General features: G+C 56.3%; 21 protein-coding genes and 1 pseudogene. 10 read left to right on the forward strand and 12 right to left on the reverse strand.

Annotation, left to right across the window (positions count from 1 at the left end; genetic code table 11):
• Positions 1 to 5: 5 nt before the first annotated feature.
• Together dusC and DG357_RS15415 are read right to left on the reverse strand one after the other, a co-directional pair.
• Positions 6 to 938, reverse strand: coding sequence for a tRNA dihydrouridine(16) synthase DusC (dusC, locus tag DG357_RS15410; RefSeq protein ID WP_028013851.1), 933 nt, complete (start codon positions 936 to 938; stop codon positions 6 to 8).
• Positions 939 to 979: 41 nt separating this feature from the next.
• A complete protein-coding gene (locus DG357_RS15415) occupies positions 980 to 1,777 on the reverse strand; it encodes an AraC family transcriptional regulator (protein WP_045259735.1) in 798 nt (265 codons plus the stop codon).
• Positions 1,778 to 1,836: 59 nt separating this feature from the next.
• On the opposite strand from DG357_RS15415, the gene DG357_RS15420 reads away from it, so the two are divergent.
• From DG357_RS15420 to DG357_RS15445, 6 genes are all read left to right on the forward strand, one after another.
• Positions 1,837 to 2,541 (forward strand): type 1 glutamine amidotransferase, encoded by a 705-nt coding sequence (locus tag DG357_RS15420; RefSeq protein ID WP_028013853.1) that lies wholly within the window; start codon positions 1,837 to 1,839, stop codon positions 2,539 to 2,541.
• Positions 2,542 to 2,731: 190 nt separating this feature from the next.
• Entirely contained in the window at positions 2,732 to 3,127 is a 396-nt protein-coding gene (locus DG357_RS15425) for a CidA/LrgA family protein (RefSeq protein ID WP_047363090.1), read from the forward strand.
• Positions 3,124 to 3,819, forward strand: a complete 696-nt coding sequence (locus DG357_RS15430) for a CidB/LrgB family autolysis modulator (protein WP_041909023.1) — start codon at positions 3,124 to 3,126, stop codon at positions 3,817 to 3,819. Before DG357_RS15425 ends, DG357_RS15430 begins: the two co-directional genes overlap by 4 nt.
• A 129-nt stretch (positions 3,820 to 3,948) precedes the next feature.
• The gene (cdd, locus tag DG357_RS15435) at positions 3,949 to 4,833 is read left to right on the forward strand and encodes a cytidine deaminase (protein WP_088204797.1); all 885 of its coding nucleotides are present in this window, start codon (positions 3,949 to 3,951) and stop codon (positions 4,831 to 4,833) included.
• A gap of 126 nt (positions 4,834 to 4,959) precedes the next feature.
• Positions 4,960 to 5,679, forward strand: a complete 720-nt coding sequence (gene sanA, locus DG357_RS15440) for an outer membrane permeability protein SanA (RefSeq protein ID WP_028013857.1) — start codon at positions 4,960 to 4,962, stop codon at positions 5,677 to 5,679.
• 121 nt (positions 5,680 to 5,800) lie between these two features.
• Positions 5,801 to 7,189: a glutamine synthetase family protein gene (locus tag DG357_RS15445; protein ID WP_088204796.1), complete on the forward strand. Its 1,389-nt coding sequence runs from the start codon at positions 5,801 to 5,803 to the stop codon at positions 7,187 to 7,189.
• Between the two features lie 49 nt (positions 7,190 to 7,238).
• On the opposite strand, the gene mglC is transcribed toward DG357_RS15445, so the two are convergent.
• From mglC to DG357_RS15480, 7 genes and pseudogenes are all read right to left on the reverse strand, one after another.
• Positions 7,239 to 8,249 carry a galactose/methyl galactoside ABC transporter permease MglC gene (mglC, locus tag DG357_RS15450; protein WP_013097952.1) on the reverse strand — a complete coding sequence of 337 codons (1,011 nt, stop codon included), beginning with the start codon at positions 8,247 to 8,249 and terminating at the stop codon, positions 7,239 to 7,241.
• Between the two features lie 15 nt (positions 8,250 to 8,264).
• Entirely contained in the window at positions 8,265 to 9,785 is a 1,521-nt protein-coding gene (mglA, locus tag DG357_RS15455; RefSeq protein ID WP_028013859.1) for a galactose/methyl galactoside ABC transporter ATP-binding protein MglA, read from the reverse strand.
• 79 nt (positions 9,786 to 9,864) lie between these two features.
• Positions 9,865 to 10,863: a galactose/glucose ABC transporter substrate-binding protein MglB gene (gene mglB / locus DG357_RS15460; RefSeq protein WP_008500923.1), complete on the reverse strand. Its 999-nt coding sequence runs from the start codon at positions 10,861 to 10,863 to the stop codon at positions 9,865 to 9,867.
• Between the two features lie 294 nt (positions 10,864 to 11,157).
• On the reverse strand, positions 11,158 to 12,180 hold the full coding sequence (gene galS / locus DG357_RS15465) for an HTH-type transcriptional regulator GalS (protein ID WP_048960194.1): 1,023 nt from the start codon (positions 12,178 to 12,180) through the stop codon (positions 11,158 to 11,160).
• Positions 12,181 to 12,335: 155 nt separating this feature from the next.
• Complete coding sequence (yeiB, locus tag DG357_RS15470) at positions 12,336 to 13,493, reverse strand: DUF418 domain-containing protein YeiB (protein WP_088204794.1); 1,158 nt, start codon at positions 13,491 to 13,493, stop codon at positions 12,336 to 12,338.
• 18 nt (positions 13,494 to 13,511) lie between these two features.
• Positions 13,512 to 14,178 (reverse strand): annotated as a pseudogene (gene folE / locus DG357_RS15475) (GTP cyclohydrolase I FolE).
• Positions 14,179 to 14,280: 102 nt separating this feature from the next.
• Entirely contained in the window at positions 14,281 to 15,429 is a 1,149-nt protein-coding gene (locus DG357_RS15480) for a YbfB/YjiJ family MFS transporter (RefSeq protein WP_063943449.1), read from the reverse strand.
• A 138-nt stretch (positions 15,430 to 15,567) separates the two neighbouring features.
• On the opposite strand from DG357_RS15480, the gene fghA reads away from it, so the two are divergent.
• Together fghA and DG357_RS15490 are read left to right on the forward strand one after the other, a co-directional pair.
• Entirely contained in the window at positions 15,568 to 16,395 is an 828-nt protein-coding gene (gene fghA, locus DG357_RS15485; RefSeq protein WP_088204793.1) for an S-formylglutathione hydrolase, read from the forward strand.
• Between the two features lie 268 nt (positions 16,396 to 16,663).
• Positions 16,664 to 18,649, forward strand: a complete 1,986-nt coding sequence (locus DG357_RS15490) for a ligand-gated channel protein (protein ID WP_088204792.1) — start codon at positions 16,664 to 16,666, stop codon at positions 18,647 to 18,649.
• Positions 18,650 to 18,703: 54 nt separating this feature from the next.
• On the opposite strand, the gene DG357_RS15495 is transcribed toward DG357_RS15490, so the two are convergent.
• Positions 18,704 to 20,173 (reverse strand): amino acid permease, encoded by a 1,470-nt coding sequence (locus tag DG357_RS15495; RefSeq protein ID WP_028013865.1) that lies wholly within the window; start codon positions 20,171 to 20,173, stop codon positions 18,704 to 18,706.
• A gap of 158 nt (positions 20,174 to 20,331) precedes the next feature.
• A complete protein-coding gene (gene yieE / locus DG357_RS15500) occupies positions 20,332 to 21,198 on the reverse strand; it encodes a DNA-binding transcriptional regulator YeiE (RefSeq protein ID WP_045629869.1) in 867 nt (288 codons plus the stop codon).
• A 97-nt stretch (positions 21,199 to 21,295) separates the two neighbouring features.
• Between yieE and DG357_RS15505 the strand changes: the two genes are divergently transcribed.
• Positions 21,296 to 22,342, forward strand: a complete 1,047-nt coding sequence (locus DG357_RS15505; protein ID WP_028013867.1) for a YeiH family protein — start codon at positions 21,296 to 21,298, stop codon at positions 22,340 to 22,342.
• Between the two features lie 64 nt (positions 22,343 to 22,406).
• Positions 22,407 to 23,264, forward strand: a complete 858-nt coding sequence (nfo, locus tag DG357_RS15510; protein ID WP_088204791.1) for a deoxyribonuclease IV — start codon at positions 22,407 to 22,409, stop codon at positions 23,262 to 23,264.
• 46 nt (positions 23,265 to 23,310) lie between these two features.
• Here the strand turns inward: nfo and fruA are convergent, their stop codons facing one another.
• Positions 23,311 to 24,996, reverse strand: coding sequence for a PTS fructose transporter subunit IIBC (gene fruA, locus DG357_RS15515; protein ID WP_049000371.1), 1,686 nt, complete (start codon positions 24,994 to 24,996; stop codon positions 23,311 to 23,313).
• Position 24,997: the final 1 nt, after the last annotated feature.

A 24,997-nucleotide genomic window follows, 5' to 3' on the forward strand; every position in this document is an offset into this window, starting at 1 on the left:
GCCGATTATTTTGACTGTATAACCCGCGCAATATCAGCCGACGTTTGTAGCGTGCGGATCTCCTGAAATAATCCCAGCGCTTCGCTGTACTCTTTACGTAAATAACTCAGCCACTGTTTAATTCGCGCGACGTGATACAAACCGGTGTCGCCCTGTTTCTCCAGACGGCTATATTTTTGCAGCAGCGTGACGACGTCTGCCCACGGCATCCGCGGCTCGTTATATTTCACCACCCGGCTGAGGTTCGGCACGTTCAGCGCGCCGCGGCCAATCATCACCGCATCGCAGCCGGTGGCTTTCAGGCACGCCTGCGCGCTCTCGTAATCCCAGATTTCGCCGTTGGCGATCACCGGAATAGTAAGTCGTTTGCGGATTTCACCAATCGCCTGCCAGTTAATGCGCTCGGCTTTGTAGCCGTCTTCTTTAGTGCGGCCATGCACCACCAGCTCGGTGGCCCCGGCCTGCTGCACCGCATCGGCAATTTCAAACTGTCGGGCGTCGCTGTCCCACCCCAGGCGCACCTTAACCGTCACCGGCAAATGCGAGGGCACGGCCTCACGCATGGCTTTCGCGCCGCGGTAAATCAGCTCAGGATCTTTCAGCAACGTCGCTCCGCCGCCGCTGCCGTTCACCAGCTTCGACGGACAGCCGCAGTTGAGATCCACCCCGTAAGAGCCAAGCGCTACCGCGCGGGCGGCATTTTCCGCCAGCCATTCAGGATACTGGCCGAGCAGCTGAATACGTACCAGCGTGCCGGAAGGGGTCCGGCTCTGGCGATGCAGTTCAGGGCAGAGACGATAGAATGACTTTTCTGGCAGCAACATATCGACCACGCGCAGGAACTCCGTCACGCAGAGATCGTAATCGTTCACCTCGGTCAGAAGCTCGCGCACGAGGGAGTCGAGCACGCCTTCCATTGGGGCCAGTAAAACACGCATAGCAGTACCTGTGAAAAAAGACGCGCTATAGTAGCCGCTCTCTATATCGCTGGGAAGCGCTTCTGTTCAGGCAGAAAATCACCCGGCGTTGCCCCAACAATAGCGCGAAACGCCGCCGCAAATGCCGCCGGGCCGGAAAACCCCAGCATCCAGGCCACCTGCTTAACTGGGTATCCGTTGGCGAGGAGATCCAGCGAGGCACAAATCCTTGCGCGCTGTCGCCAGGCCCGGAAGCTAAAGCCGGTATCGTTGATAAACGCACGTGAAAATGTGCGTTCAGACATCGCGGCCCGTTCCGCCAGCCTTTCCAGAGAGAGATCCCAGAGATTGTTGGCAATGATGTCACAGGCCACGCGATGTAAGCGCTCATCCACGGGCATCGGCAGTTCGGCAGAAATCTGCTGCGTCTCGCTGAGGATGTCGAGCAGCAAAACGGCCATGCTGCGCTGGCTTGCTGGCCGGTATTCCGCGCTGAACAGCCCGGCAATCAGCTCTTTGAACAACGCTGTGGCCATAATCACGTGAACCTCGTCTTTCCGCTTAAAAGGTTCGCATTGCGAAATCAGTGCCGGGCTAAACCAGACCGCGCGAAGCTCCGTTGCGGATAACACGCTGTAGGTATGTTCCTGAAAGGGAGGGATCCACAGCGCGCGCTGCGGCGGTATGACCCAGCGTTTACTGCCGGTTTCAACCAGCATAACCCCCTTAATGGCAAACAAAAGTTGTCCCTGCGAATGCTGGTGAGGCGGATCGACTTCGCCGCGCGTATAGCGAATTGCCCCTCTTGACCATCCGATAGCATCGTCGTGAATTGGCGTTTTATCGATAACGGTTGGCATTTCACATTCCCCCCTTCCTCTTATGATGCTGCTTGTACACGTAACCAGAGAGAGACGCAATGCACATCCATTTTATTATTCATGAACATTTCGAGGCGCCAGGCGCCTATGAAATCTGGGGGAAAAGTCGCGGCTGCAGTCTGAGCTACACCAGAGTGTATCAGGGCGAACCTTTACCTGAGGAACTGGGGGGCACAGACCTGCTTATCATCATGGGAGGCCCGCAATCCCCCGCAACCACGCTTGAGGAATGCCCCTGGTTTGATGCGCAGGCGGAAAAGGCACTCATCAGCCGCGCAATAGAGGCAGGTAAAACGGTGATAGGCGTTTGTCTGGGCTCACAGCTTATCGGCGAAGCGCTGGGCGCAGCGTTTTGCCACAGCCCGGAAAAAGAGATCGGCAAATTTCCCGTCAGGCTCACAGATGCAGGCAAGGCGAACCCGCTGTTTGAGGACTTTGGCAGCGTGCTGAACGTCGGTCACTGGCATAACGATATGCCTGGGTTGACGCCGCAGGCTAAGGTTCTGGCTTACAGCGAGGGTTGTCCCCGCCAGATCGTGCAATACAGCGAACGGGTTTACGGTTTCCAGTGCCATATGGAGCTGACGCCGGAGGTGGTAGAGTTGCTGATTGAGCATTCGCAGAATGACCTCCGCCGTGCGGGTGAATTCCGTTTTGTCGAAACGGCGGAAAAACTCCGCTCGCATGATTATCGCGAAATGAACCAGGTGCTGTTTTCTTTTCTCGATAAACTGACCGCCTGACGCTGATACCTTCTCTGGCGCGTGACTTCGCCAGCGCAATCCCTTTCCTCTAAACTGTAGCCTGCACCAGTAAGGTGATACCGGACGTTCCATTCCGGAATGTCTGGTATGCTCAAAATTCATGATGTGATCCGTGGCACATTTTTAGGTTTAATTGTATGATGAATGCGTTTCAGCAAGGACTATCACCATGAGCAAATCATTGAACATTATCTGGCAATATCTGCGCGCATTCGTCCTGATTTACGCCTGCCTGTATGCCGGCATTTTCATCGCGTCGCTGCTGCCCATCACCATTCCCGGCAGCATTATCGGTATGCTGATCCTCTTCGTTTTACTGGCGCTGCAAATTCTGCCTGCAAAGTGGGTTAATCCAGGCTGCTTCATTCTTATCCGCTACATGGCGCTGCTGTTCGTGCCTATCGGCGTGGGCGTCATGCAGTATTTTGATTTGCTCAAGGCGCAGTTCGGCCCGATTGTCGTTTCCTGCGCGGTCAGCACGCTGGTGGTTTTCCTGGTGGTGAGCTGGAGTTCTCATCTGGTACATGGAGAACGTAACGTGGTCGGGGAGAAAACAAAAAAATGATGGCTAATATCTGGTGGTCACTGCCGTTAACCCTGCTGGTATTCTTCGCCGCGCGCAAGCTTGCCGCACGATTTAAAATGCCCTTGCTGAACCCCCTGCTGGTGGCGATGGTGGTGATTATTCCCTTCCTGCTGCTCACCGGCATTCCTTATGAGCGTTACTTTGCGGGCAGCAAAATTTTAAACGACCTCCTGCAGCCCGCCGTTGTCGCGCTTGCCTTTCCTTTATATGAGCAGCTGCACCAGATCCGCGCACGGTGGAAGTCCATCATTACTATCTGTTTTGTGGGAAGCCTGGTGGCGATGATTACCGGCACGTCGGTGGCGCTGTTGATGGGGGCCTCCCCGCAAATTGCCGCCTCTATCCTGCCTAAATCAGTGACCACGCCTATCGCGATGGCGGTAGGCGGCAGCCTCGGCGGTATTCCGGCCATCAGCGCGATGTGCGTGATTTTCGTCGGTATTCTCGGCGCGGTGTTTGGCCACACTCTGCTGAACGGGATGCGTATTCACACCAAAGCGGCGCGCGGGCTGTCGATGGGCACCGCCTCGCACGCGCTGGGTACCGCACGCTGCGCGGAGCTGGACTATCAGGAAGGGGCGTTTAGCTCTCTTGCGCTGGTGATCTGCGGGATTATCACCTCCCTGCTCGCCCCGTTCATTTTCCCGCTGATTCTGGCGGTGATGGGCTAAAATTTGCGATGCGTCGCGCAAATTTCATTTTGATTTCATAAGTTGCATACATAATGAGAAGTGGATCACATATAAAGGCCTTACGGCTCCGTAAACTACCGATCCATTAACCTTTATGAGGCAAACGCCATGCACCCACGTTTTCAAGCTGCCTTCGCTCAGCTTGCAGATAATTTGCAGTCAGCCCTGGCTCCCGTTCTGGCAGATGCACATTTCCCCGCCCTGCTGACGGCGGAGCAGGTCACGGTGCTTAAACAGGCAACCGGGCTGGATGAAGACGCGCTGGCTTTCGCACTGCTGCCCCTGGCTGCCGCCTGCGCCCGGGCCGATCTTTCCCACTTCAACGTCGGCGCCATCGCGCGCGGCGTCAGCGGAACCTGGTACTTCGGCGGGAACATGGAGTTCCTCGGCGCAACCATGCAGCAGACCGTTCACGCCGAGCAGAGCGCCATCAGCCACGCCTGGCTGCGCGGTGAGAAAGCCCTGAGCGCCATCACCGTAAACTACACCCCATGCGGCCACTGCCGCCAGTTTATGAACGAGCTGAACAGCGGGCTGCAGCTGCGCATTAACCTGCCGGGCCGCGCGCCGCACACGCTGGGCGATTACCTGCCTGACGCCTTCGGCCCGAAAGATCTTGAGATTAAAACGCTGCTGATGGACGAGCAGGATCACGGTTTCGCCCTGTCCGGCGATGACCTGAACCAGGCGGCCATACGCGCGGCGAACAAGAGCCACACTCCGTACAGCAACTCCCCGAGCGGCGTGGCACTGCAGTGCCGCGATGGCCGTATCTTCACCGGCAGCTATGCGGAAAACGCCGCGTTTAACCCAACGCTGCCGCCGCTGCAGGGCGCACTCAACCTGCTGAGCCTGAACGGCTACGATTATCCGGACATTCAGCGTGCCGTTCTGGCCGAAAAGGCCGATGCGCCGCTGATTCAGTGGGATGCCACCGCCGCAACGCTCAAGGCGTTAGGCTGCACGACGATCGACCGCGTCCTGCTGGCGTAAACCTTCCGGCGGACAGAAATGTCCGCCACGTTGCTGAAAAACCCCTCAGTTGAGTCGCTGTTTCTTGCGCTAACCAGGCGGGTAAAGTAGCCTGAGTTAAATTTCATCCACGAACGAGCCATCTTCATGTTAAAGCGCGTTTTTTACAGCCTGTCTGTCCTGGTCGGCATACTGCTGTTTATCGTGCTGGGTCTCGACCGCTGGATGAGCTGGAAAACGGCCCCCTACATCTTTGATGACCTGCAGGATCTCCCCTATCGCCAGGTGGGCGTGGTGCTCGGCACCGCCAAGTATTACCGCACAGGGGTGATCAACCAGTATTATCGCTACCGCATTCAGGGTGCGCTGAACGCCTACAACAGCGGCAAGGTAAACTACCTGCTGCTGAGCGGCGATAACGCGCTGCAAAGCTATAACGAGCCGGTGACGATGCGGAAGGATTTGATTGCCGCGGGCGTGGACCCTGCCGATATCGTGCTCGACTACGCCGGGTTCCGCACCCTGGACTCCATCGTGCGCACGCGCAAAGTCTTCGATACCAACGACTTCATCATCATCACCCAGCGCTTCCACTGCGAGCGCGCGCTGTTTATCGCCCTGCACATGGGCATTCAGGCCCAGTGCTACGCGGTGCCGTCGCCAAAAGATATGCTGAGCGTGCGCGTCCGCGAGTTTGGTGCCCGCTTTGGCGCCCTGGCCGATCTGTATATCTTCAAACGCGAACCGCGTTTTTTAGGCCCGCTGGTGCCGATCCCGGCAATGCATGAAGTGCCGGAAGACGCGCAGGGTTACCCGGCGGTGACGCCAGAGCAGCTGCTGGATATGCAGAAAAAAGAGAAAAAGTAGGCCTGCCTTTATACTTTCTTTACGCCGGCACTGACGCTTTTTATCCCCCCTTTACGCCAGCTCTTTTAACCTGAGTTCACTGCCGCTACGGCTTCATTGAAGAATGACTATGAACTCGATAATGAATGCGTTTTTCCTCAAAAGTCTTCGCCCGTATTTTAATTTCCCCGGTTTATCACTCCCCGGCGCACTTAATTCTGGTCTCTGGCTGGATGAAAAAATTGACGCCCTGCAGCACAATATTGCCGTGGAAGTGGCCGACTATCTGGAACGCTACCCGCAGACGAAACACGTTGACGTTTACCTGAACGATATCAACGGCACGATGCGCGGCAAGCGCCTCACGGTGGAGAGCATGCTGAGTCTGGAAAAAGGCTGTTATTTTCCGCTTTCCGTCTACTCCATGGATCAGAAGGGAAAAATCGCCGCCCCGCTTTATGATGAACCCGACCGGCTGTGCGTCCCGGTCGCCGGTTCTCTGCGTCCCTGTCCGCAGGATCCGGAGCATACCGCGCAGATCCTGCTGACGATGAAGGACAGCGACGGTAACCCCTGCCCGCTTGAGCCACGCGCGATACTGCAGAACGTCGTGGCCCGCTTCCACCAGCACGGCCTTTTCCCGGTCATTGCCCCGGAAATCGAGTTTTACCTGACGGGACAGGGCGAGCGCGATCCGCAAAATCAGGGCTGTTTTCACATGGACACCTCGTCGGCGCATGCGGCGCTTTTTGACGAACTGGAACAGCTGGCGCACCTTCAGCGCATCCCGCTGTCAGGGGTGGTAGCGGAAGCCGAGTCCGGACAGTACGAATTAAACCTGAAGCACAGCCAGCGCGTCGTAGAGGTCTGTGATAACGTGCTGGCCCTGCGCCGCCTGACCCGCTATGTCGCTGAAAAGCACGGTCTTCAGGCTAACTTTATGGCTAAGCCCTTCAGCCAGCTCTCCGGCAGCGGTTTGCACATCCATTTCAGCCTGAACAACAGCCGTGGCGAGAACGTTTTTGCCTCGCCGGTGAACGCGCTGAGCAGCATGATGCGCTTGTGCATCACGGGCCAGCTGGCGCTGATGCCCGCCTCCGTCGCCATTCTTGCGCCGGGGGTCAACGCGTTTCGTCGCCTGCGAAAAAACCTGACGGAACCCGTCTTTAACTCGTGGGGCTATAACACCCGCTCCGCTGCCCTGCGCATTCCCTGCTCGGAAGTGAGCAACCGTCGTATCGAGTACCGACTGGCCGGAGCCGATGCGAATCCGTATCTGGTGGCGGCCACAATCCTGACCGGCATGCTGTACGGGCTGGAACATATCGACGAGGGGGAACTCCCGGAACCGCAGCAGGACCATCCGGAACTCCCGCTGTTCCAGCAGGAGGCAATTGAGGCCTTCGCCCGCTGTCAGTATCTCACCGACAGTCTAGGCGACGCCTTTTCCGAACAGTGGGTCGCCTGCAAGCTTTCTGAACTCGAGTGGTTTGAGCGCATTGTGACGCAAGAAGAGTCCCATCTGGCATAGGGCATAAAAAAGCCCGCTCGGTGAGCGGGCCGGGTATGGCGAGTGACGATTACTTCTTACGGGCGTACTTCAGTGAATCCAGCGCCACCGCGAAGATAATGATGGCGCCCTTGATGATGTACTGCCAGTACGGGTTCACGCCGATGTAGGTCAACCCGTAGTTGATGACGGTAAAGATGATCACACCGGTGACCACGCCGAGCACGGTACCCACCCCGCCGCTGAAGGAGACGCCGCCGACCACGCAGGCCGCAATCGCATCCAGCTCGTACATGAAGCCAAGGTTGTTCGTTGCGGAGCCGATACGGCCTGCTTCCAGCATCCCGCCGAAGGCGTAGAACACACCGGACAGCGCATAAATCATCAGCAGGTTCAGGGCAACGTTTACCCCGGACACTTTCGCCGCTTCCGGGTTACCGCCGATAGCGAAGATGTTTTTACCGAAGCGCGTTTTGTTCCACAGGATCCAGACGAACGCCACCGCAATCAGCGCATAGAAGGTAATGTACGACAGGCGGAAGCTGCCCAGCGCGATAAACCCCTGCGTGAAGGTGGAGAAGCCGCTGTCAAAGCCCGAAATCGGCGACGCGCCCACAAAGTCGTAGTACAGGGAGTTGATACCGTAAACGATGATCATCGTACCCAGCGTAGTGATAAATGGCGTCACGTTCAGGTAAGCGATGATAATACCGTTGATCAGGCCAATCACCGCCCCGATGGCGCAGACAATCAGGATCACCACGAAAATCGGCATAGTCGCCATCTCCGGGAACACCTTGTTGGCGTTTTCCATCGACTGCAGCAGGGTTGCCGCAATAACCGCCGCCAGGCCGACCTGACGACCGGCAGAAAGGTCCGTCCCCTGGGTGACGATAAGGCCCGCCACGCCCAGCGCAATGATGATACGCACGGAGGACTGGGTCAGAATATTACTCAGGTTCAGCAGGCTTAAGAACGTAGGGTCCTGGAAAATAATAATGGCCAGCAGGACTAAAAGAACAACGTAAATACCGCCTTCTTTCAGGTAAGTGAGAAAACTTTTTTTATTTAACGCACTCATGAGGAGCCCCTGATCTTAAAGGTGCAAAGACGCAAGACGCAAAATTTCGTTTTGCGTTGTCGTTTTGGTGTCAACAATACCGGCAACGAGACCATTGCTCATAACCAGAATACGGTCCGTGATCCCTAACAGTTCCGGCATTTCGGAAGAAATAATAATGATCCCTTTATTCTTTTTCGCCAGCTCGGCAATCAGCTGATAAATTTCAAACTTCGCGCCGACGTCAATACCGCGGGTCGGTTCATCCAGCATCAGAATTTCTGGCTGGGTTAATAACCAACGGCCAATAATAACTTTTTGCTGGTTACCACCGGAAAGCGAACCGATTTGGGTACGGTGGCCAGGCGTTTTCACGCGCATGGAGTCAATTACCCACTGGGTATCGCTCTTCATGCGGGAGTTATCCAGCAGCCCGACTTTGTTTTTGTAATTGCGAATATTAGAGATTAACGAGTTAAAGTTAATATCCAGATAAGCATAAATACCGGTCGAGCGACGTTCTTCCGTCACCAGCGCAAAACCGTTATTAATGGCTTCGTTGGCATTATGGTTGTTAATTTTCTTCCCGTGCAGCGTGATGGTGCCGTCGGCCTTCTCGCGGATGCCAAACAGGGTTTCCACGATGTCGGTACGCTTTGCCCCTACCAGGCCAGCAATGCCAAGAATTTCGCCTTTGTGAAGGTCGAAAGAAACATCGCGGATGGACGGCTGACGCAGCGAGGTCAGATTGCGCACTTCGAGGATTACTTCACCTGGCTTGTTCTCTTTGTCCGGGAAGCGCTGGTTCAGGGAACGGCCGACCATCATGGCGATGATCTTGTCCATGTCCAGCCCTTCAAGCGGCTGCGTGGCAATCCACTGGCCGTCGCGCAGGATGGTAATTTCATCGCACAGCTGGAAGATCTCTTCCATTTTGTGCGAGATGTACACAATGCCGCAGCCGCGCTCTTTCAGCTTACGAATAATGGTAAAAAGGTGATTAACCTCTTTTTCCGTTAATGACGAGGTAGGTTCATCCATGATGACGATTTTCGCATCATAGGAGAACGCTTTGGCAATTTCGATCATCTGCATCTGGGAAACGGATAATGTCCCCACGCGAGCGCGCGGATCGATATCAATATCCAGCTCATCGAAAATCGCTTTTGTGTCGCGATACATTTTATCCTGATCGACAAACACACCTTTGGTTGGGTAACGTCCCAACCACATGTTATCCATTACCGAGCGTTGCAGTACCAGGTTTAATTCCTGGTGAACCATCGAGATACCGTTTTCCAACGCTTCTTTCGCTGAATGGAAATCGATCTCTTTCCCCTGAAAAAGAATGCTGCCAGAATCTTTTTGATAGATCCCAAAAAGACATTTTAATAACGTTGATTTACCCGCACCGTTCTCCCCCATTAATGCATGAATAGAGTGAGGACGGACTTTTAAATTAACATTATCAAGTGCCTTAACACCGGGGAAGGACTTGTTGACGCCTGTCATTTCCAACAAGTATTCACCGGACGACTGAGTAGTTGTGCTGACCATAATTATACCTTGTTGGCCTCGCATATCGCGTTATAAAAGGGCGCAACGAATTGCGCCCAGTGAAGACAAAACGAAGATCTTATTTACCGATAAACTCAGCCAGGTTGGACTGGTCTACGCCCACGTAAGGCACGCGAACGATTTTGTTGTCAATTTTCCAGTTGGTGCCATCCGCCGCGCCTTTACCGTCGGCGAGGTTTTTCGCCAGATCGAAGGTCGCTTTCGCCTGGTTGTTGGCATCGTTCAGAACGGTACCAGCCATTGCGCCAGATTTAACCAGCGCCAGCGCTTCCGGCAGGGCATCCACGCCAAATACCGGGATGGACGATTTATTGTGAGCTTTCAGCGCTTCAACCGCACCCATTGCCATCGCATCGTTGTTGGCAATGACCACTTCGATTTTGTTCGCGTTCGGGCCAGACAGCCACGCGTCCATCTTATCTTTCGCCTGAGCGGTGTCCCACATCGCGGTATCTAACGCCAGCTGCTGGGTTTTCAGGCCCTTGTCGTTCAGCTCTTTAATAACATAGGTGGTACGCGCTTCAGCATCCGGGTGGCCAGGTTCGCCTTTCAGCAGCACGAACTGGATCTGACCGTCTTTGTTCAGGTCCCAGTTCGGGTTCGCCGCCCAGTGCTTCGCGATCAGATCGCCCTGAATAATGCCGGACTCTTTAGAGTCAGTACCGACGTAATACGCTTTGTCATAGCTGTCCAGCGCTTTACGGGAAGGTTCTTTGTTGAAGAAGACGATTGGCACGTTCTGGCCGCGCGCTTTCTCAATAACCGTGCCTGCTGCAGCCGGGTCAACCAGGTTGATCGCCAGGGCCTTAACGCCTTTAGCCAGCAGAACGTCGATCTGATCGTTCTGTTTGGACTGGTCGTTCTGGGAGTCATTCATCAGCAGCTGTACGTCTGGCGCTGCTTTCGCATCTTTCTCAATTGCTTTACGCACAACAGACATGAAGTTGTCGTCGTATTTATAGATGGTCACACCAATACGGGTATCCGCAGCGTGCGCTGCTGCACCAAAAAGCATGCTTGCCATTACAGCAGACAGGGTCAACACCTTCTTATTCATGGTATCTCCGGTTTTTTTATGCAGGGTAGTTCTTGTGAATAACGATCGGCAGGCAGGTGTTAATAAAACGTTACTGACAGCCGACGTTCACTTATAAAATTTCTATCTTCCGTGGTCGGTAACGCTCCAGAAATGCGTTTTATTCGTTGTTTGCGGCACATTGGCTATGGTGAAAGCGAATAATCACCGTTACATAGCGTTTCAGCCCCTAAAACGCTGACATCATAGTCAGCGCCTTGTTAAGATACTGTGAATTTACTCACAGATTGAAAACGGTTACATCACCTGGTGTAATCAGTTAGTGATCGGAACCACAATTTGCCGGGCGGCGACGGAATGACGACGCACCAGCGTCGGCATGAAGCAGTGAGTTGCCCCCGGATCCAGCAGCCCTGCCGCTCCCTGTAGCGCCAGCTCGGTCGCCAGTTTTGCCATAGAAGCAATGGGATAGCGCACCGTAGTCAGCTGCGGGTCGGTGTAACGGGCAATCGGAATATCATCGAAACCAATCAATGACAAATGCTGTGGCACCGCAATGCCGTTATCCTTCAGCGCAGTCAGCGCACCTGCCGCCATGCTGTCGTTATAGGCAAACACGGCAGAAAGCTGCAGATTACGGCCCAGCAGTTCCACCATTGCCGCCTCACCGCCCTGCATATCCGGCGTGCCGGTGCCAATCCAGCTTTCTGATGGCGTAATACCGTGCTCTTTCAGGGCGTTTTGCCACCCCTCACGCCGCAGCTCGTCATCTTCAATGTGATGGCTGGAGGCCAGATAGCCGATCCGCTGATGACCGTTATTGATGAGCATTTTGGTGGCCATCATGGCGCCGCTGACGTTATCCAGCCCGACACAGCGGTGGGCATAGCCCGGGACGATGCGGTTGATCAACACCATGCCCGGGATCTGCTCCATAAACCCGACCAGCTCTTCATCGCTTAAGGCTTTTGAGTGAACAATCAGGGCGTTGCAGCGCTGACGGATCAGTACTTCAATGGCATAACGCTCCTTTTCCGCCTCGTGATAGCTGTTGCCAATCAGCACGTATTTCTGATGCTGCTGGGCGACCACATCGACCGCTTTCACCAGCGCACCGAAAAAGGCATCCGAGACATCCATTACCACCACGCCGATGGTATCGCTGACCTGTGTTGCCAGCGCCTGCGCGTTGGCATTTGGCCGGTACCCGAGTTGAGTCACGGCTTTCATTACGGTTTCACGGGTTTCAGGGCTGACCAGCGCGCTGTTGTTCAGCACGCGGGAGACGGTAGCCACAGAAACGCCCGCCAGACGGGCGACGTCACGAATGGTGATCATATTCACCATCCTTCAAAGAATTGCAGCAACTCACAGACACCCCCTGTGTTTAGCAAGGTGGCTATTTTGGCAGCGAGAGAAAGGGGACTACGTGAAGAAGCTCACACTCATGAAAACGCTTACATCCGTTTTGTTAATGATTGTGATCCAGATCGTTATCTGGATGTATTACTCAATGATACCCCCGAAGCATGTGCGGTTAACTGACGCCACACCCACTCCAGCGGTCCCTGGCGGAAATAACGCAGCCAGATGACAGAAAACGCCAGGTTTACTATCCAGACCGGAATAACAAACGCCATTAGTCCGAGGCGGTCGAATTTCATAAACAGGCCAAAGCGATAGAAAATCGTGGTGCAGATCAGCGTCTGCAGGAGGTAATTACTTAACGCCATCCGCCCAACGCAGGCTACGGCGCTGACGATCCACAGGCGAGAAAGCTGCGGCCAGAAACCATAGATCAGCGCCGCATAGCCGATGGTCTGGAACGGCGCGCTCAATTCACGCGGCGCCTGCAGCAGGAACGCGCACCAGCGGTAATCCCAGTGAAGGTGCCACTGCGCCATCACCGCCGGAAGGTTAATCAGCACGCCCAGCAGGACCAGCCCCGCGCCGGTGCGGCGGTAGTGACGCAGGCTGAATTCCCCTTTCAGCCAGCCGGTGCGCATCAGTGACGCGCCCATCAGCATCATGCCCGCCAGCTGCCAGCCGTATTGCGCCCCCAGGGCAAGCAGATTGTCGCCCAGCATATCCGCACGGTTGCTTATCGCTTCCGTACCGCCCTTCAGCTTCCAGTACTGCTCGTACTGGAGGTTAGCGGCGTCCGGGATCCAGGAACGGTTTGTCGCGTCACCGGAGATCAGCCCCAGCAAAAGCAGGACACCGAGCCCCATGAGATAGAGCATCACGCCGGTGTTAAACAGGCTTTTCACGCTGTGCGCGTCGCGAATCAGCCGCCAGCAGATCAGCCCGACTAACCCATAAGCGAGAAGAATATCACCGTCCCAGAAGAACAGGCCGTGGATAAAGCCGAGAATTGCCAGCAGCGTTAAGCGCGACTGGATCCAGCGCGTGCCGCGTTTGAGCAGAAGCTGCAGGCCCGCGCCAAACAGCAGCGCAAACAGCGTGAGGAATTTAACCTGGGCAAACAGGTCGAGGATCGCCCACGTCCAGGCATCGCTTCGGGTGATGTCGCCGTACCAGGCGGGATTGAGGTAAGCGGCCTTCGGCAGACCGAAGGCGCTGATATTCAGCAGCAGGATACCCAGAATGGCGACGCCGCGAACAAAATCGAGCGTGACGTTTCGCTCCATGGTCCCTGCCCTGTCTGATTAGTTGTGGTGACGCACGGCGCGCAGGAACTCCTGGCGGGTGTTCTGGCTCGATTTAAACAGGCCGCCCAGCGAGGTGGTGGTGGTCGCACTGGTCGCATCACGCACGCCGCGCGCTTTCACGCAGTAGTGCACCGCATCAATAGAGACCGCCACGTTATTGGTACCCAGCAGCGTTTGCAGCGCGATCAGGATCTGCTGCGTCAGACGCTCCTGCACCTGAGGGCGCTGCGCGAAGAACTGCACAATACGGTTGATCTTCGACAGGCCAATCACCGTGTCTTTCGGGATATACGCCACGGTCGCTTTACCGTCGATGGTCACGAAATGGTGCTCGCAGGTGCTGGTCAGCGTAATATCACGGACCGTCACCATCTCATCCACCTTCATCTTGTTTTCGATGACGGTAATTTTCGGGAAGTTGGCGTAATCCAGTCCGGAGAAAATTTCGTCAACGTACATTTTCGCGATACGCTTGGGCGTCTCCATCAGGCTGTCATCGCTCAGATCGAGATTCAGCAGTTGCATGATCTCGGTCATATGCCCGGAAATCAGACTTTTACGGGTTTCATTGTCCATATCCTGAACGGGCGGACGCAGTGGCGTTTCAAGACCGCGCGCGAGCAGGGTCGTGGACCAGGGCAGCTTCTTTACTGAGTGATGACATTTTGTTCTCCTGCAGGTGTGGCGTCTTTCGCCCTCGTTGTGGCAAAAGTATGCGCTCATTGTGCGTGAGGCGACGCACATAATCCAGTATTCACGACGATAATTATTGCAATTGCTGTTGCCTTTCAGCGTGGCGATTCCAGACCAGGGCACCTGCGACAAACAGCGCAACGCCAGCCAGCCCCAGCGCAGGCTCCAGCCGGTGGGTTAGCCAGGTTGATAACGCCGAGGTCACCGGCCCCACCAATTGCCCGATGGCATACCCGGTGGTGAGCAGCCCCGCCATATAGCGCGTGTGGTGTGGCGCCAGCTCGCGGCCGTATAAAAGAGAGAGCTGCACCGCGCAGAGGAACCCGCCTCCCACCAGCAGCCCGCCCGTCAGCAAGCCGCCAATGCCCGGCAACAGCCAGGCCGCCAGCACGCCCGCGCCCTGTAACCACAGCACGATAGCCAGCCTGCGGTTAGCCGTTGAGGTGTGGCGCAAAAGAATGCTGAGCGCAATCCCCACCACGGCCGCGGCACCAAAAATCGGCCAGACAAACTGGGCAAACAGGCTGCCGGGAAAACGCACCGCCGCCATTTGCGAAAGGAAGGTCGCCGGAAGGATATAGCCAAATCCCGCCAGGCTGTAGCTCCAGACCAGGCGCTTGAGATCCGTCGTCAGCAACAGCGGCTCTGGCGCGCTGCCGGGTCGATGAAGCTGTCCGGAACGCGGCAAATAGCGCGCCACCAGCGCGACCAATACCAGCGCCAGCACGCCGTAGATTTGCCACGCCGCACCGGCCGAAAGGGATTTCGCCTGAATATAGACCGCGAGCAGGCCGCTCAGGGCGATGCCCGCGCCAGGACCAGCAAACACGGCGGCACTGAGCCCCGGTTTACCCAGCTGTCCCAGCCGCTCGTTGCTCCAGGCGGCAATCAGCACCATTGACCAGCCGCTCATGCAGCCAATCACAAAGCGCAGCAGGCCGTGCACAACGGCGTTATCCGCGGCGGCGGAGAGCAAGGTCAGCGCAACCGCACCGGTGATGCCAAGCCAGAGTCGCGTTTCAACAAAGCGGTGGGCCCGCATGGCATCCCATGCGCCCACCAGATAGCCCAGATAATTCATCGCCGCCACCAGACCTGCGCTGGTGAGCGTGAGTTGCCCGGCGGCAATCATCAGCGGCACCTGAGGCGTAAAGGCGAAGCGCCCTATCCCCATCGCCACCACCAGAACGACAAACCCACTAAGCGCAATACGCAGCGCCATGACCGCTCCAATTGTTAAAGAAAAGTAAATTTATGATGCAGCATCTCGCCGCTCCGCGAAAGTGAAAGTTGCTCACAGGTAAATGAAAACGCTGTATTATGGCTCTAATGAATAGCTATTCTCATTAAGGAGCCCTGCATGGAACTGCTCGAAGAGCACCGTTGTTTTGAAGGTCGACAGCAGCGCTGGCGGCACGACTCCACCACGCTGAACTGTGCTATGACGTTCAGCATTTTCCTGCCCCCGACGGAAAATCCGCCGGTTCTATTCTGGCTTTCAGGCCTGACGTGTAATGACGAAAACTTCACTACCAAAGCGGGCGCGCAGCGTATTGCGGCCGAGCTGGGCATTGCGCTGGTGATGCCCGACACCAGCCCGCGCGGCGATGATGTGGCGGACGATGCCGGGTACGACCTGGGCAAAGGTGCCGGATTTTATCTCAACGCCACCGAGCAGCCGTGGGCGAGCCATTACCGCATGTATGACTACATTCGCGACGAGCTGCCAGCGCTGATTAAGGCCGAATTTACGGTGAGCGACCGCTGCGCCATCAGCGGGCACTCCATGGGCGGGCACGGGGCGTTAATCATGGCGCTGAAAAACCCGGGGAAATACACCAGCGTCTCTGCGTTCGCGCCGATTGTGAACCCAACGCAGGTGCCGTGGGGACAAAAAGCTTTCACAAACTATCTGGGTAAAGATGAAGAGAAATGGCAGGAATGGGACAGCTGCGCGCTGATGCTGGCAAGCCGGACGGAAGATGCGATTCCGATGCTTATCGACCAGGGTGATGCGGATCAGTTCCTCGCCGGACAGTTACAGCCAGCGGTTCTGGCTGAAGCGGCGCGCCAGAAGGACTGGCCGCTGACGCTGCGCATTCAGCCCGGGTATGACCACAGCTATTACTTTATGGCGTCCTTTATTGAAGATCATCTCCGCTTCCATGCGGAACATCTGTTCAGGTAAGTTCAGCCTTTTTGCCCGGTAGCCTCCTGCATACCGGGCCTTTCCCCTCCCCCTCATTTACATAGTTCTATCCGCTTGAATCCAGGCTGGTTTCCTTTCACTCTCCTCAAACACAAATGATTTCAATTATCATTTGTGTTTACAATTCTTCATTCTTTTGTACAATTCCAGGCTCTTCTCCATCTTAAAGAGTTCTTAAAAGACAAAAACATACAGTTCTCAGGGTTATCCTGATGGAGTTTTATTCATTTTTATACGGAATGTACAAATGACAATACCCCGCATTAAGCTCCTGGCCGTCGCCGTTGGCGCTGCCACATTCACCCCTCTCGTTCACGCAGCCGATCAGGACACCGTTGTCGTCACCGCGACGGGTTTTGAACAAAAGATCCAGAATGCCCCCGCCTCCATCTCTGTTATTTCGAAACAGCAGATTGAAGATAAAGCCTACCGTGATGTTACCGATGCCCTGAGAGACGTCCCGGGCGTGGTCGTCACCGGCGGCGGGAGTAGCAGTGATATCAGCATTCGCGGCATGGCATCTCAGTACACCTTGTTCCTCGTGAACGGCAAACGCGTCAGTACGCGAAGCACCCGCCCAAACAGCGACAACTCGGGTATTGAACAAGGCTGGCTGCCGCCGCTGGAGTCCATTGAGCGCATTGAGGTTATCCGCGGCCCGATGTCCTCACTTTACGGCTCCGATGCGATGGGTGGCGTCATCAACGTCATTACCAAAAAAGTCTCAAACACTAAAGCCTGGACCGGTTCGTTGCACGGCGATGCAACCTTCCAGGAAAACCATGATTCCGGCGATATCTTCCAGACCAACGCCTACGCTTCTGGTCCTCTGATTGACGGTCTGCTTGGCGCAAAAGTGACGGGGCTGTTGTCACGCCGCGCCGAAGATAAAATCGTGAACGGGTATAACGAGCAGAAAATGCGTAACGGTGGCATTACCCTGAACTTCACGCCGGACGAGAAGAACGATTTCGACCTCGACTTTGCTCGCGAGCTTCAGGACAGAAACAGCACGCCAGGGATGTCGAAAGCGGCTGAAACCTGCCGGGGAACAACCTGTACGCCAAATACCAAAAGCGACTCGCGCTATGAGCACACGACCTACTCGTTAACCCACAGCGGGTATTACGACGACTTCAATACCACCAGCTATATCCAGCAGGAAGAGACCAATAATCCAGGTCGCGAAATGCGCTCCTATAACACCACCTTCAACAACCAGAACCAGATTTTCCTCGGCGATCATACGTTGACCCTCGGCGGACAGTATCGGTATGAGAAACTGCGCGACAAGGGCAATCAGCTGGAAGCGGCGGACGGTCTGAATAAACTGACGCGCTGGAGCTGGGCCCTGTTTGCCGAAGATGAATGGTCAATGACGGAAAGTTTTACGTTGACCGGCGGCCTGCGTATGGACAAAGACCAAAACTACGGGACGAACTGGACGCCGCGCGGTTACGGCGTATGGCACCTGGCCGATCACTGGACGTTGAAAGGCGGGGTTTCGGCTGGCTATCGTGCGCCGGATCTGCGTCAGTCGTCTGCCAGCTGGGGCCAGGTAACGGGTGGCGGCCGTCTTGACGGTATCATCGTCGGCAACCCGGATCTGAAACCAGAGAAGAGCCTGAGCGAAGAGCTCGCCCTGCTCTGGGATAACAACGATAACCTGAATGCCGGCGTGACGCTGTTTAATACCGACTTCAAGGACAAGATTACGGAAGTTCGCCGCTGTAACAGCAGCGCCGATCCCGCCTGTACGATTGGCGATCACAGCTATGATTTCGTGAGCGACCGCGTTAACGTGGACAAAGCCAACATGCGCGGCGTGGAGTCCTCCTTCGGCTGGAAAATCTCACGCGATGTAAACTGGACCGCAAACTATACCTATACCGAATCTGAGCAGAAGAGCGGTCAGTTCTCAGGCAAGCCGCTGAACAAGATGCCGAAGCACATGTTCAACACTACCCTGGACTGGCAGGCGACGCCCGACGTCGGTTTCTGGAGCCGTCTGAACCTTCGCGGTAAAACGTCTGAGTACCTGAGCCGCACGTCAATGTCCCAGGGCACACCGTCCTACACTCAGGTTGATGTCGGTCTGCGCTACAACGCGAACAAAAACCTGCTGGTTACCGCCGGTGTGTATAACGTGCTGGATAAGCAGATTGACTACGACACGTATGACACCGTGCTGGACGGGCGTCGCTATACGGTTGGCATGACCTACAGCTTCTGATCTGCCCATAAAAAAGCCCGCTCGGTTGAGCGGGCTGAAAGAGAGGAAGCGCGGTTATTGTTTAAATCGTTCCGGGAAATCCATTTCACTGTAGCGAACGAAGCGGGTTCCTTTCGTCAGTTTGTAGCCAAACCAGATGATCAGGAACAGCGGAATACCAATGTAGGTCGCCGTGACGGCACCCCAGTCAATGGTGTCCGCAAGGAAGGCCTCATAGTTCTGACCCAGAGTAATGATCAGGCACAGAACGAAGGCGAAAATCGGCCCCAGCGGGAAGAACCCTGAACGGTACGGCAGGTTATTCAGGTCATGACCCTGCATGACGTAGCCGCGACGGAAACGGTAGTGGCTGATGGCAATGCCCAGCCAGGCGATAAAGCCCGTCATCCCGGAGGTGTTAAGCAGCCACAGGTACACCGTCTGGTTGCCGAACATGGAGGTCAGGAAGCACAGGCCGGCAATCACCGTGGTGGCATACAGCGCGTTGCGCGGTACGCCGCCGCGGGACAGTTTCGAGAAAATGCGCGGCGCTTTGCCGTCGCAGGCCAGGGTATAAAGCATACGGGTGGAGGCGTACATGCCGGAGTTACCCGCCGACAGCACCGCCGTCAGGATCACCGCATTCATTACCGCCGCCGCTGAGAGCAGGCCCGCGTGCTGGAAGACCAGGGTGAACGGGCTGACGCTGATGTCTTTCACGTCGTTACGCAGCAGGCTTGGATCGGTATACGGAATGATCAGGCTGATAATCAAAATAGCGAACACGTAGAACAGCAGGATACGCCAGAACACCTGACGCACCGCGCGCGGAATGTTCTTCTCCGGGTTTTCGGATTCACCGGCCGCGATACCAATCAGCTCCGTGCCCTGGAAGGAGAAGCCGACAATCATCGCCACGCCAATCATCGCCGAGAAGCCCCCGGCAAACGGCGCGTCGCCGATGGTCCAGTTACTCCAGCCCGCAGGTTCAGCCCCTTTGAAAATACCCACGATCATCGCCACGCCGACGACGATAAAGATGATGACGGTGGCCACTTTGATCAAAGAGAACCAGTATTCCGCTTCGCCAAAGCCGCGCACGGAGATGTAGTTCAGCAGGAAGATGACGGCGAGGAACAGGGCGCTCCAGATCCAGCCCGGCGTGTCCGGGAACCACCAGGTCATCACCAGCTGCGCGGCGACGAGGTCCACGGCGATGGTGACGGCCCAGTTGTACCAGTAATTCCAGCCCAGCGCGAAGCCGAAGCCTTCCTCAACGTATTTTTGTCCGTAGGTCGAAAACGAACCTGACACCGGCATGTATGCCGCCAGTTCGCCCAGGCTGGTCATCAGGAAATAAACCATCAGGCCAATCAGGATATAAGAGAATAATGCCCCACCCGGGCCGGCTGCCGAAATCGTTGCGCCAGAGGCAACGAAAAGACCTGTACCGATAGAGCCGCCAATGGCGATCATCGTCAGGTGACGCGCCTTGAGTTCACGACGTAGCGTGGGCGCTTCTGTGGTTTTAGTTTCTGAAACCATGTGAAAATGCTGTCCATTTAATAAATGAGGCGCAATTGTAGCAGACGATCTGCGTTCCTTCCGGCAGAAATACCCTGTTATAAGAGAGCTTCATGACGCGTCCAGGATTATAAGTAACGCATTATTTTTCCCTCTCCCCTTTGGGGTGAGGGGCGCTTTTACATCTCGCAGTAGCGCAGAAAACGCTGCAGCGAACTGGACAGGTGTTTCTGACGATGGTGGATGCACCACAGCGTGCGCACCAGTTTTGGCAGCGGAACGGGGATTTCCACCAGCGATCCGGTCTCCAGCTGTTCGGCAATCACCCGCCGGGAAAGACAGCTGATGCCCAGGCCATGACGCACCGCGTGCTTAATCGCCTCTGAGTTTCCCAGCTCCATTCCCAGCTGGAAATGCGGCAGATGCGACAGCAGCAGGTAGTCGACAATCTCACGCGTGCCGGAACCCTGCTCGCGGAGGATCCACTGCGCCTGCGCCAGCCGCTCCAGCGTCACCTCACCCTGCAATAACGACGAGGCCGGAGACGCAAACACCACCAGCTCATCCTCCAGCCAGGGCTCGGCAATGATATCGACGTTGTGGCAAGGACCTTCGATAAGTCCGATATCCACGCGGAAATCAATCACCGCGTTGATCACGTCCTGGCTGTTACCCACGCTCATCTCCAGCGGCAGGGTCGGGAAATCCCGGCGGTAGCGGGCAATCACTTCCGGCAGGATGTAGTTGCCGATGGTGCTGCTGGCAAAAACGCGGATCGCGCCGTTGTCCTCGCGGAACAGCTGCTCGATTTCAATAGCCTGCTCCAGCAGCGCCAGCGCGCGCGGGTAAAGCAGGCGGCCATGTTCGTTAACCACCAGTCGCTTCCCTACCCTGTCAAACAGCTGGACGCCCAACTGGCCTTCGAGATCGGTCAACGCCGCGCTGACGGCAGACTGCGAGAGCGCCAGCATTTGTGACGCCTGGGTCGTCGAGCCGCTTTTCAGCACCTCGGCAAACACTTCCAGCTGACGCAATGTAATGTGCATGGTTGCTTACCACTTATAAAGATTGATTATAAATATATAATCAATTTTATTTTTAAGCCAGCGCGCCGTAACCTTTAGCCAGACAAAGGAGAAGGTTATGTCAGAAATCACCTTACAACATCATCGTACAGTGTGGCACTTCGTGCCCGGCCTTGCGCTCAGCGCCGTCGTCACCGGCGTGGCCTTATGGGGCGGCAGTATTCCGGCAGTGGCCGGTGCAGGGTTCAGCGCGTTAACGCTGGCCATTTTGCTCGGCATGGTGGTCGGGAACACCGTTTACCCCCACATCTGGAAATCCTGTGACGGCGGCGTGATTTTCGCCAAGCAGCATTTATTACGTCTCGGGATTATCCTTTACGGCTTCCGTCTCACCTTTTCGCAGATTGCGGACGTGGGCGTCAGCGGGATTGCCATTGACGTCCTGACGCTGACCAGCACCTTTTTACTGGCGTGCTTTATCGGTCAGAAAGTGTTTGGCCTGGATAAGCAAACCAGCTGGTTAATCGGCGCAGGCAGCAGCATCTGCGGCGCGGCCGCAGTGCTGGCAACAGAACCCGTCGTTAAAGCCGAAGCCAGTAAAGTGACGGTGGCGGTCGCGACGGTGGTTATCTTCGGTACGCTGGCAATCTTCCTGTATCCGGCCATGTACCCGCTGGTGGCGCACTGGTTTAGCCCGGAAACCTACGGCATCTATATTGGCTCAACCATGCACGAAGTGGCGCAGGTGGTGGCGGCAGGTCACGCCATTAACCCGGAAGCGGAAAACGCGGCGGTCATTGCCAAAATGCTGCGCGTGATGATGCTGGCCCCGTTCCTGATTTTCCTCGCGGCCCGTGTTAAACAGCTGGCACCGGCTGGCGGCAGCGAGAAGAGCAAAATCACCATTCCGTGGTTTGCGATCCTGTTCATCGTGGTCGCTATCTTTAACTCCTTCCACCTGCTGCCGAAAGCGGTAGTGGAGATGCTGGTGACGCTGGATACGGTGCTGCTGGCGATGGCGATGGCGGCGCTGGGGGTGACCACGCACGTCAGCGCGCTGAAAAAAGCCGGTGCGAAGCCGCTGCTGATGGCGCTGGTGCTCTTCATCTGGCTGATTGTCGGCGGCGGTGCGATTAACCTCGCCGTGCACAGCCTGATGGCATAAACCATCTCGTCCTTCTCCTGTTAACCCGCTATCATAAGCGTTTCGGGTTAACAGGAGTTTTTTTATGAAATACGTTGGAGCGCACGTCAGCGCTGCAGGTGGCCTGGCGAATGCCGCCATTCGCGCCGCCGAAATTGAGGCTACCGCTTTCGCCCTGTTCACCAAAAACCAGCGCCAGTGGCGCGCCGCGCCGCTCACCGCTGAGGTCATTGACGATTTCAAAGCCGCCTGTGAAAAATTCCATTACGGGCCGGGTCAGATCCTTCCCCACGACAGCTATCTGATTAACCTCGGGCATCCGGTGCAGGAAGCGCTGGATAAGTCCCGCGAGGCGTTCCTTGATGAAGTGCAGCGCTGCGAACAGCTCGGGCTGACGCTGCTGAACTTCCATCCGGGTAGTCATCTGATGCAGATTGATGAAGATGCCTGTCTGGCGCGCATTGCCGAATCCATCAACATGACGCTGGATAAGACCAAAGGCGTCACCGCAGTGATTGAAAACACGGCTGGTCAGGGCAGCAACCTCGGCTTTAGGTTTGAACATCTGGCGGCAATCATTGACGGCGTGGAAGATAAGTCTCGCGTGGGCGTGTGCATTGATACCTGCCATGCGTTTGCCGCCGGGTATGACCTGCGCACAACCGAGGCCACGAAAAATACTTTCGAGGAGTTCGAGCGCGTTGTTGGCTTTAAATATCTGCGCGGTATGCACCTGAACGATGCGAAAAGCGCGTTCGGCAGCCGCGTTGACCGCCACCACAGCCTGGGCGAAGGCAATATCGGTCACGATGCCTTCCGCTTTATTATGCAGGACGCCCGCTTCGACGGTATTCCGATGGTGCTGGAAACCATCAATCCGGATATCTGGGCGGAGGAGATTGCCTGGCTGAAGGCTCAGCAAACCGCAGAACAGGCGGCATAAAAAAAGCCGGGTTGCATTAGCACCCGGCTTTTTTATTGCTTAGTGCTTACGCTGCTTTTGCCACAACTTCCGCTTCCGGACGTTTCAGCACCGCGTAAGACAGGCCTGCCACCAGCGTACCGGCAACAATCGCCAGCAGATAACCCAGTACCGGGGTGATGGCGCCAGGGATCAGCAGGACGAACAGACCGCCGTGCGGTGCCATCAGCTTCGCGCCAATCGCCATGGAGATGGCACCCGTTACCGCGCCGCCGACGATACAGCACGGCAGAACACGCATTGGGTCACGCGCCGCGAACGGAATCGCACCTTCGGTGATGAAGCACAGGCCCAGCACCAGCGCCGCTTTACCGCCTTCCTGCTGCGCTTTGTCGAACTTACGACGGGCAATAATCGTCGCCAGGCCAAGCGCCAGCGGTGGCACCATACCGGCCGCCATGATCGCCGCCATCGGCGCGTAGGTCTGGGTACTCAGCAGGCCAACGCCAAAGGCGTATGCCGCTTTGTTCACCGGGCCACCCATGTCGGTACACATCATGCCGCCGAGGATTGCGCCCAGCAGCACCGCGTTCGCCGTGCCCATGGTTTGCAGCCAGTGGGTCAGGCCCGCCAGGATACCCGCAACCGGCTTACCAATCAGGTAGATCATCGCCAGACCGACCACCAGGCTGGAGATGAGCGGAATGATCAGGATTGGCTTCAGCGCCTCCATACTCTGCGGCAGCTTCAGCTTCGAGCTAATCAGCTTCGCGACGTAACCCGCGAGGAAACCGGCGATGATACCGCCAATAAAGCCGGAGCCGGTGCTCACTGCCAGCATACCGCCGATAAGACCCGGGGTCAGACCCGGACGGTCAGCGATGGAGAAAGCGATAAAGCCCGCCAGCACCGGCACCATCAGCGCGAACGCTGAACCGCCGCCGATCTGCATCAGCGCAGCCGCAAGCGTCCCTTCTTCTTTAAATGCCGTAATACCAAACGCGAACGACAGTGCGATACACAGGCCGCCCGCAACCACCATCGGCAGCATGTAGGACACGCCGGTCAGCAGGTGACGGTATGCGCCCGCAGACTCTTTTTTGCCTTCGGTCGGCGTTTTTACTGCGCCGGTGGCCTGATACGGTTTGGCTTCTGCCAGGGCCTTATCAAACTCCTGCGCGGTCTTTTTCAGCGCCAGGCCGGTAGAGGTGCGGTACATCGGTTTGCCGGCAAATTTCGCCAGATCCACTTCGATATCTGCCGCCACAATCACCAGATCGGCCTCAGCGACCTCTTCCGGCGTAATGGCATTGCCCGCCCCCACGGAGCCACGGGTTTCAACCTTCACCCACCAGCCGCGTTTTTTCGCTTCGGTTTCAATGGCTTCAGCCGCCATAAAGGTATGCGCCACGCCCGTCGGGCAGGCCGTGACCGCGACAACGCGTTTCGGACCCGAGGCCGCAGCAGGAGCCGCCGCGACAGGCGCGCTGTAGACGGTCGCGTGACCTTTCGCTTCGCTCAGGAACAGTTCCGGGTGTGCCACCGCGCGATTAATATCGCCCAGCCACACTTTTTTGCCGTTCAGCGCGCTGTCAGCGGGAATTTTATCGCCCAGGACAATCGCCAGTTCGGCATCGCCTGGGTTATCAATGATGTCCAGGTGTGCTTTTTGTGCCGCCGCGCCCAGCAGGGTCTTCGCCATGTAGGCGCGAGCCTGTCCGAGACCGGAGTCAATGATCAGCAGCGTTTTCATT

This window comes from Enterobacter bugandensis (assembly GCF_900324475.1).
GTDB classification, from domain to species: Bacteria; Pseudomonadota; Gammaproteobacteria; order Enterobacterales; family Enterobacteriaceae; genus Enterobacter; species Enterobacter bugandensis.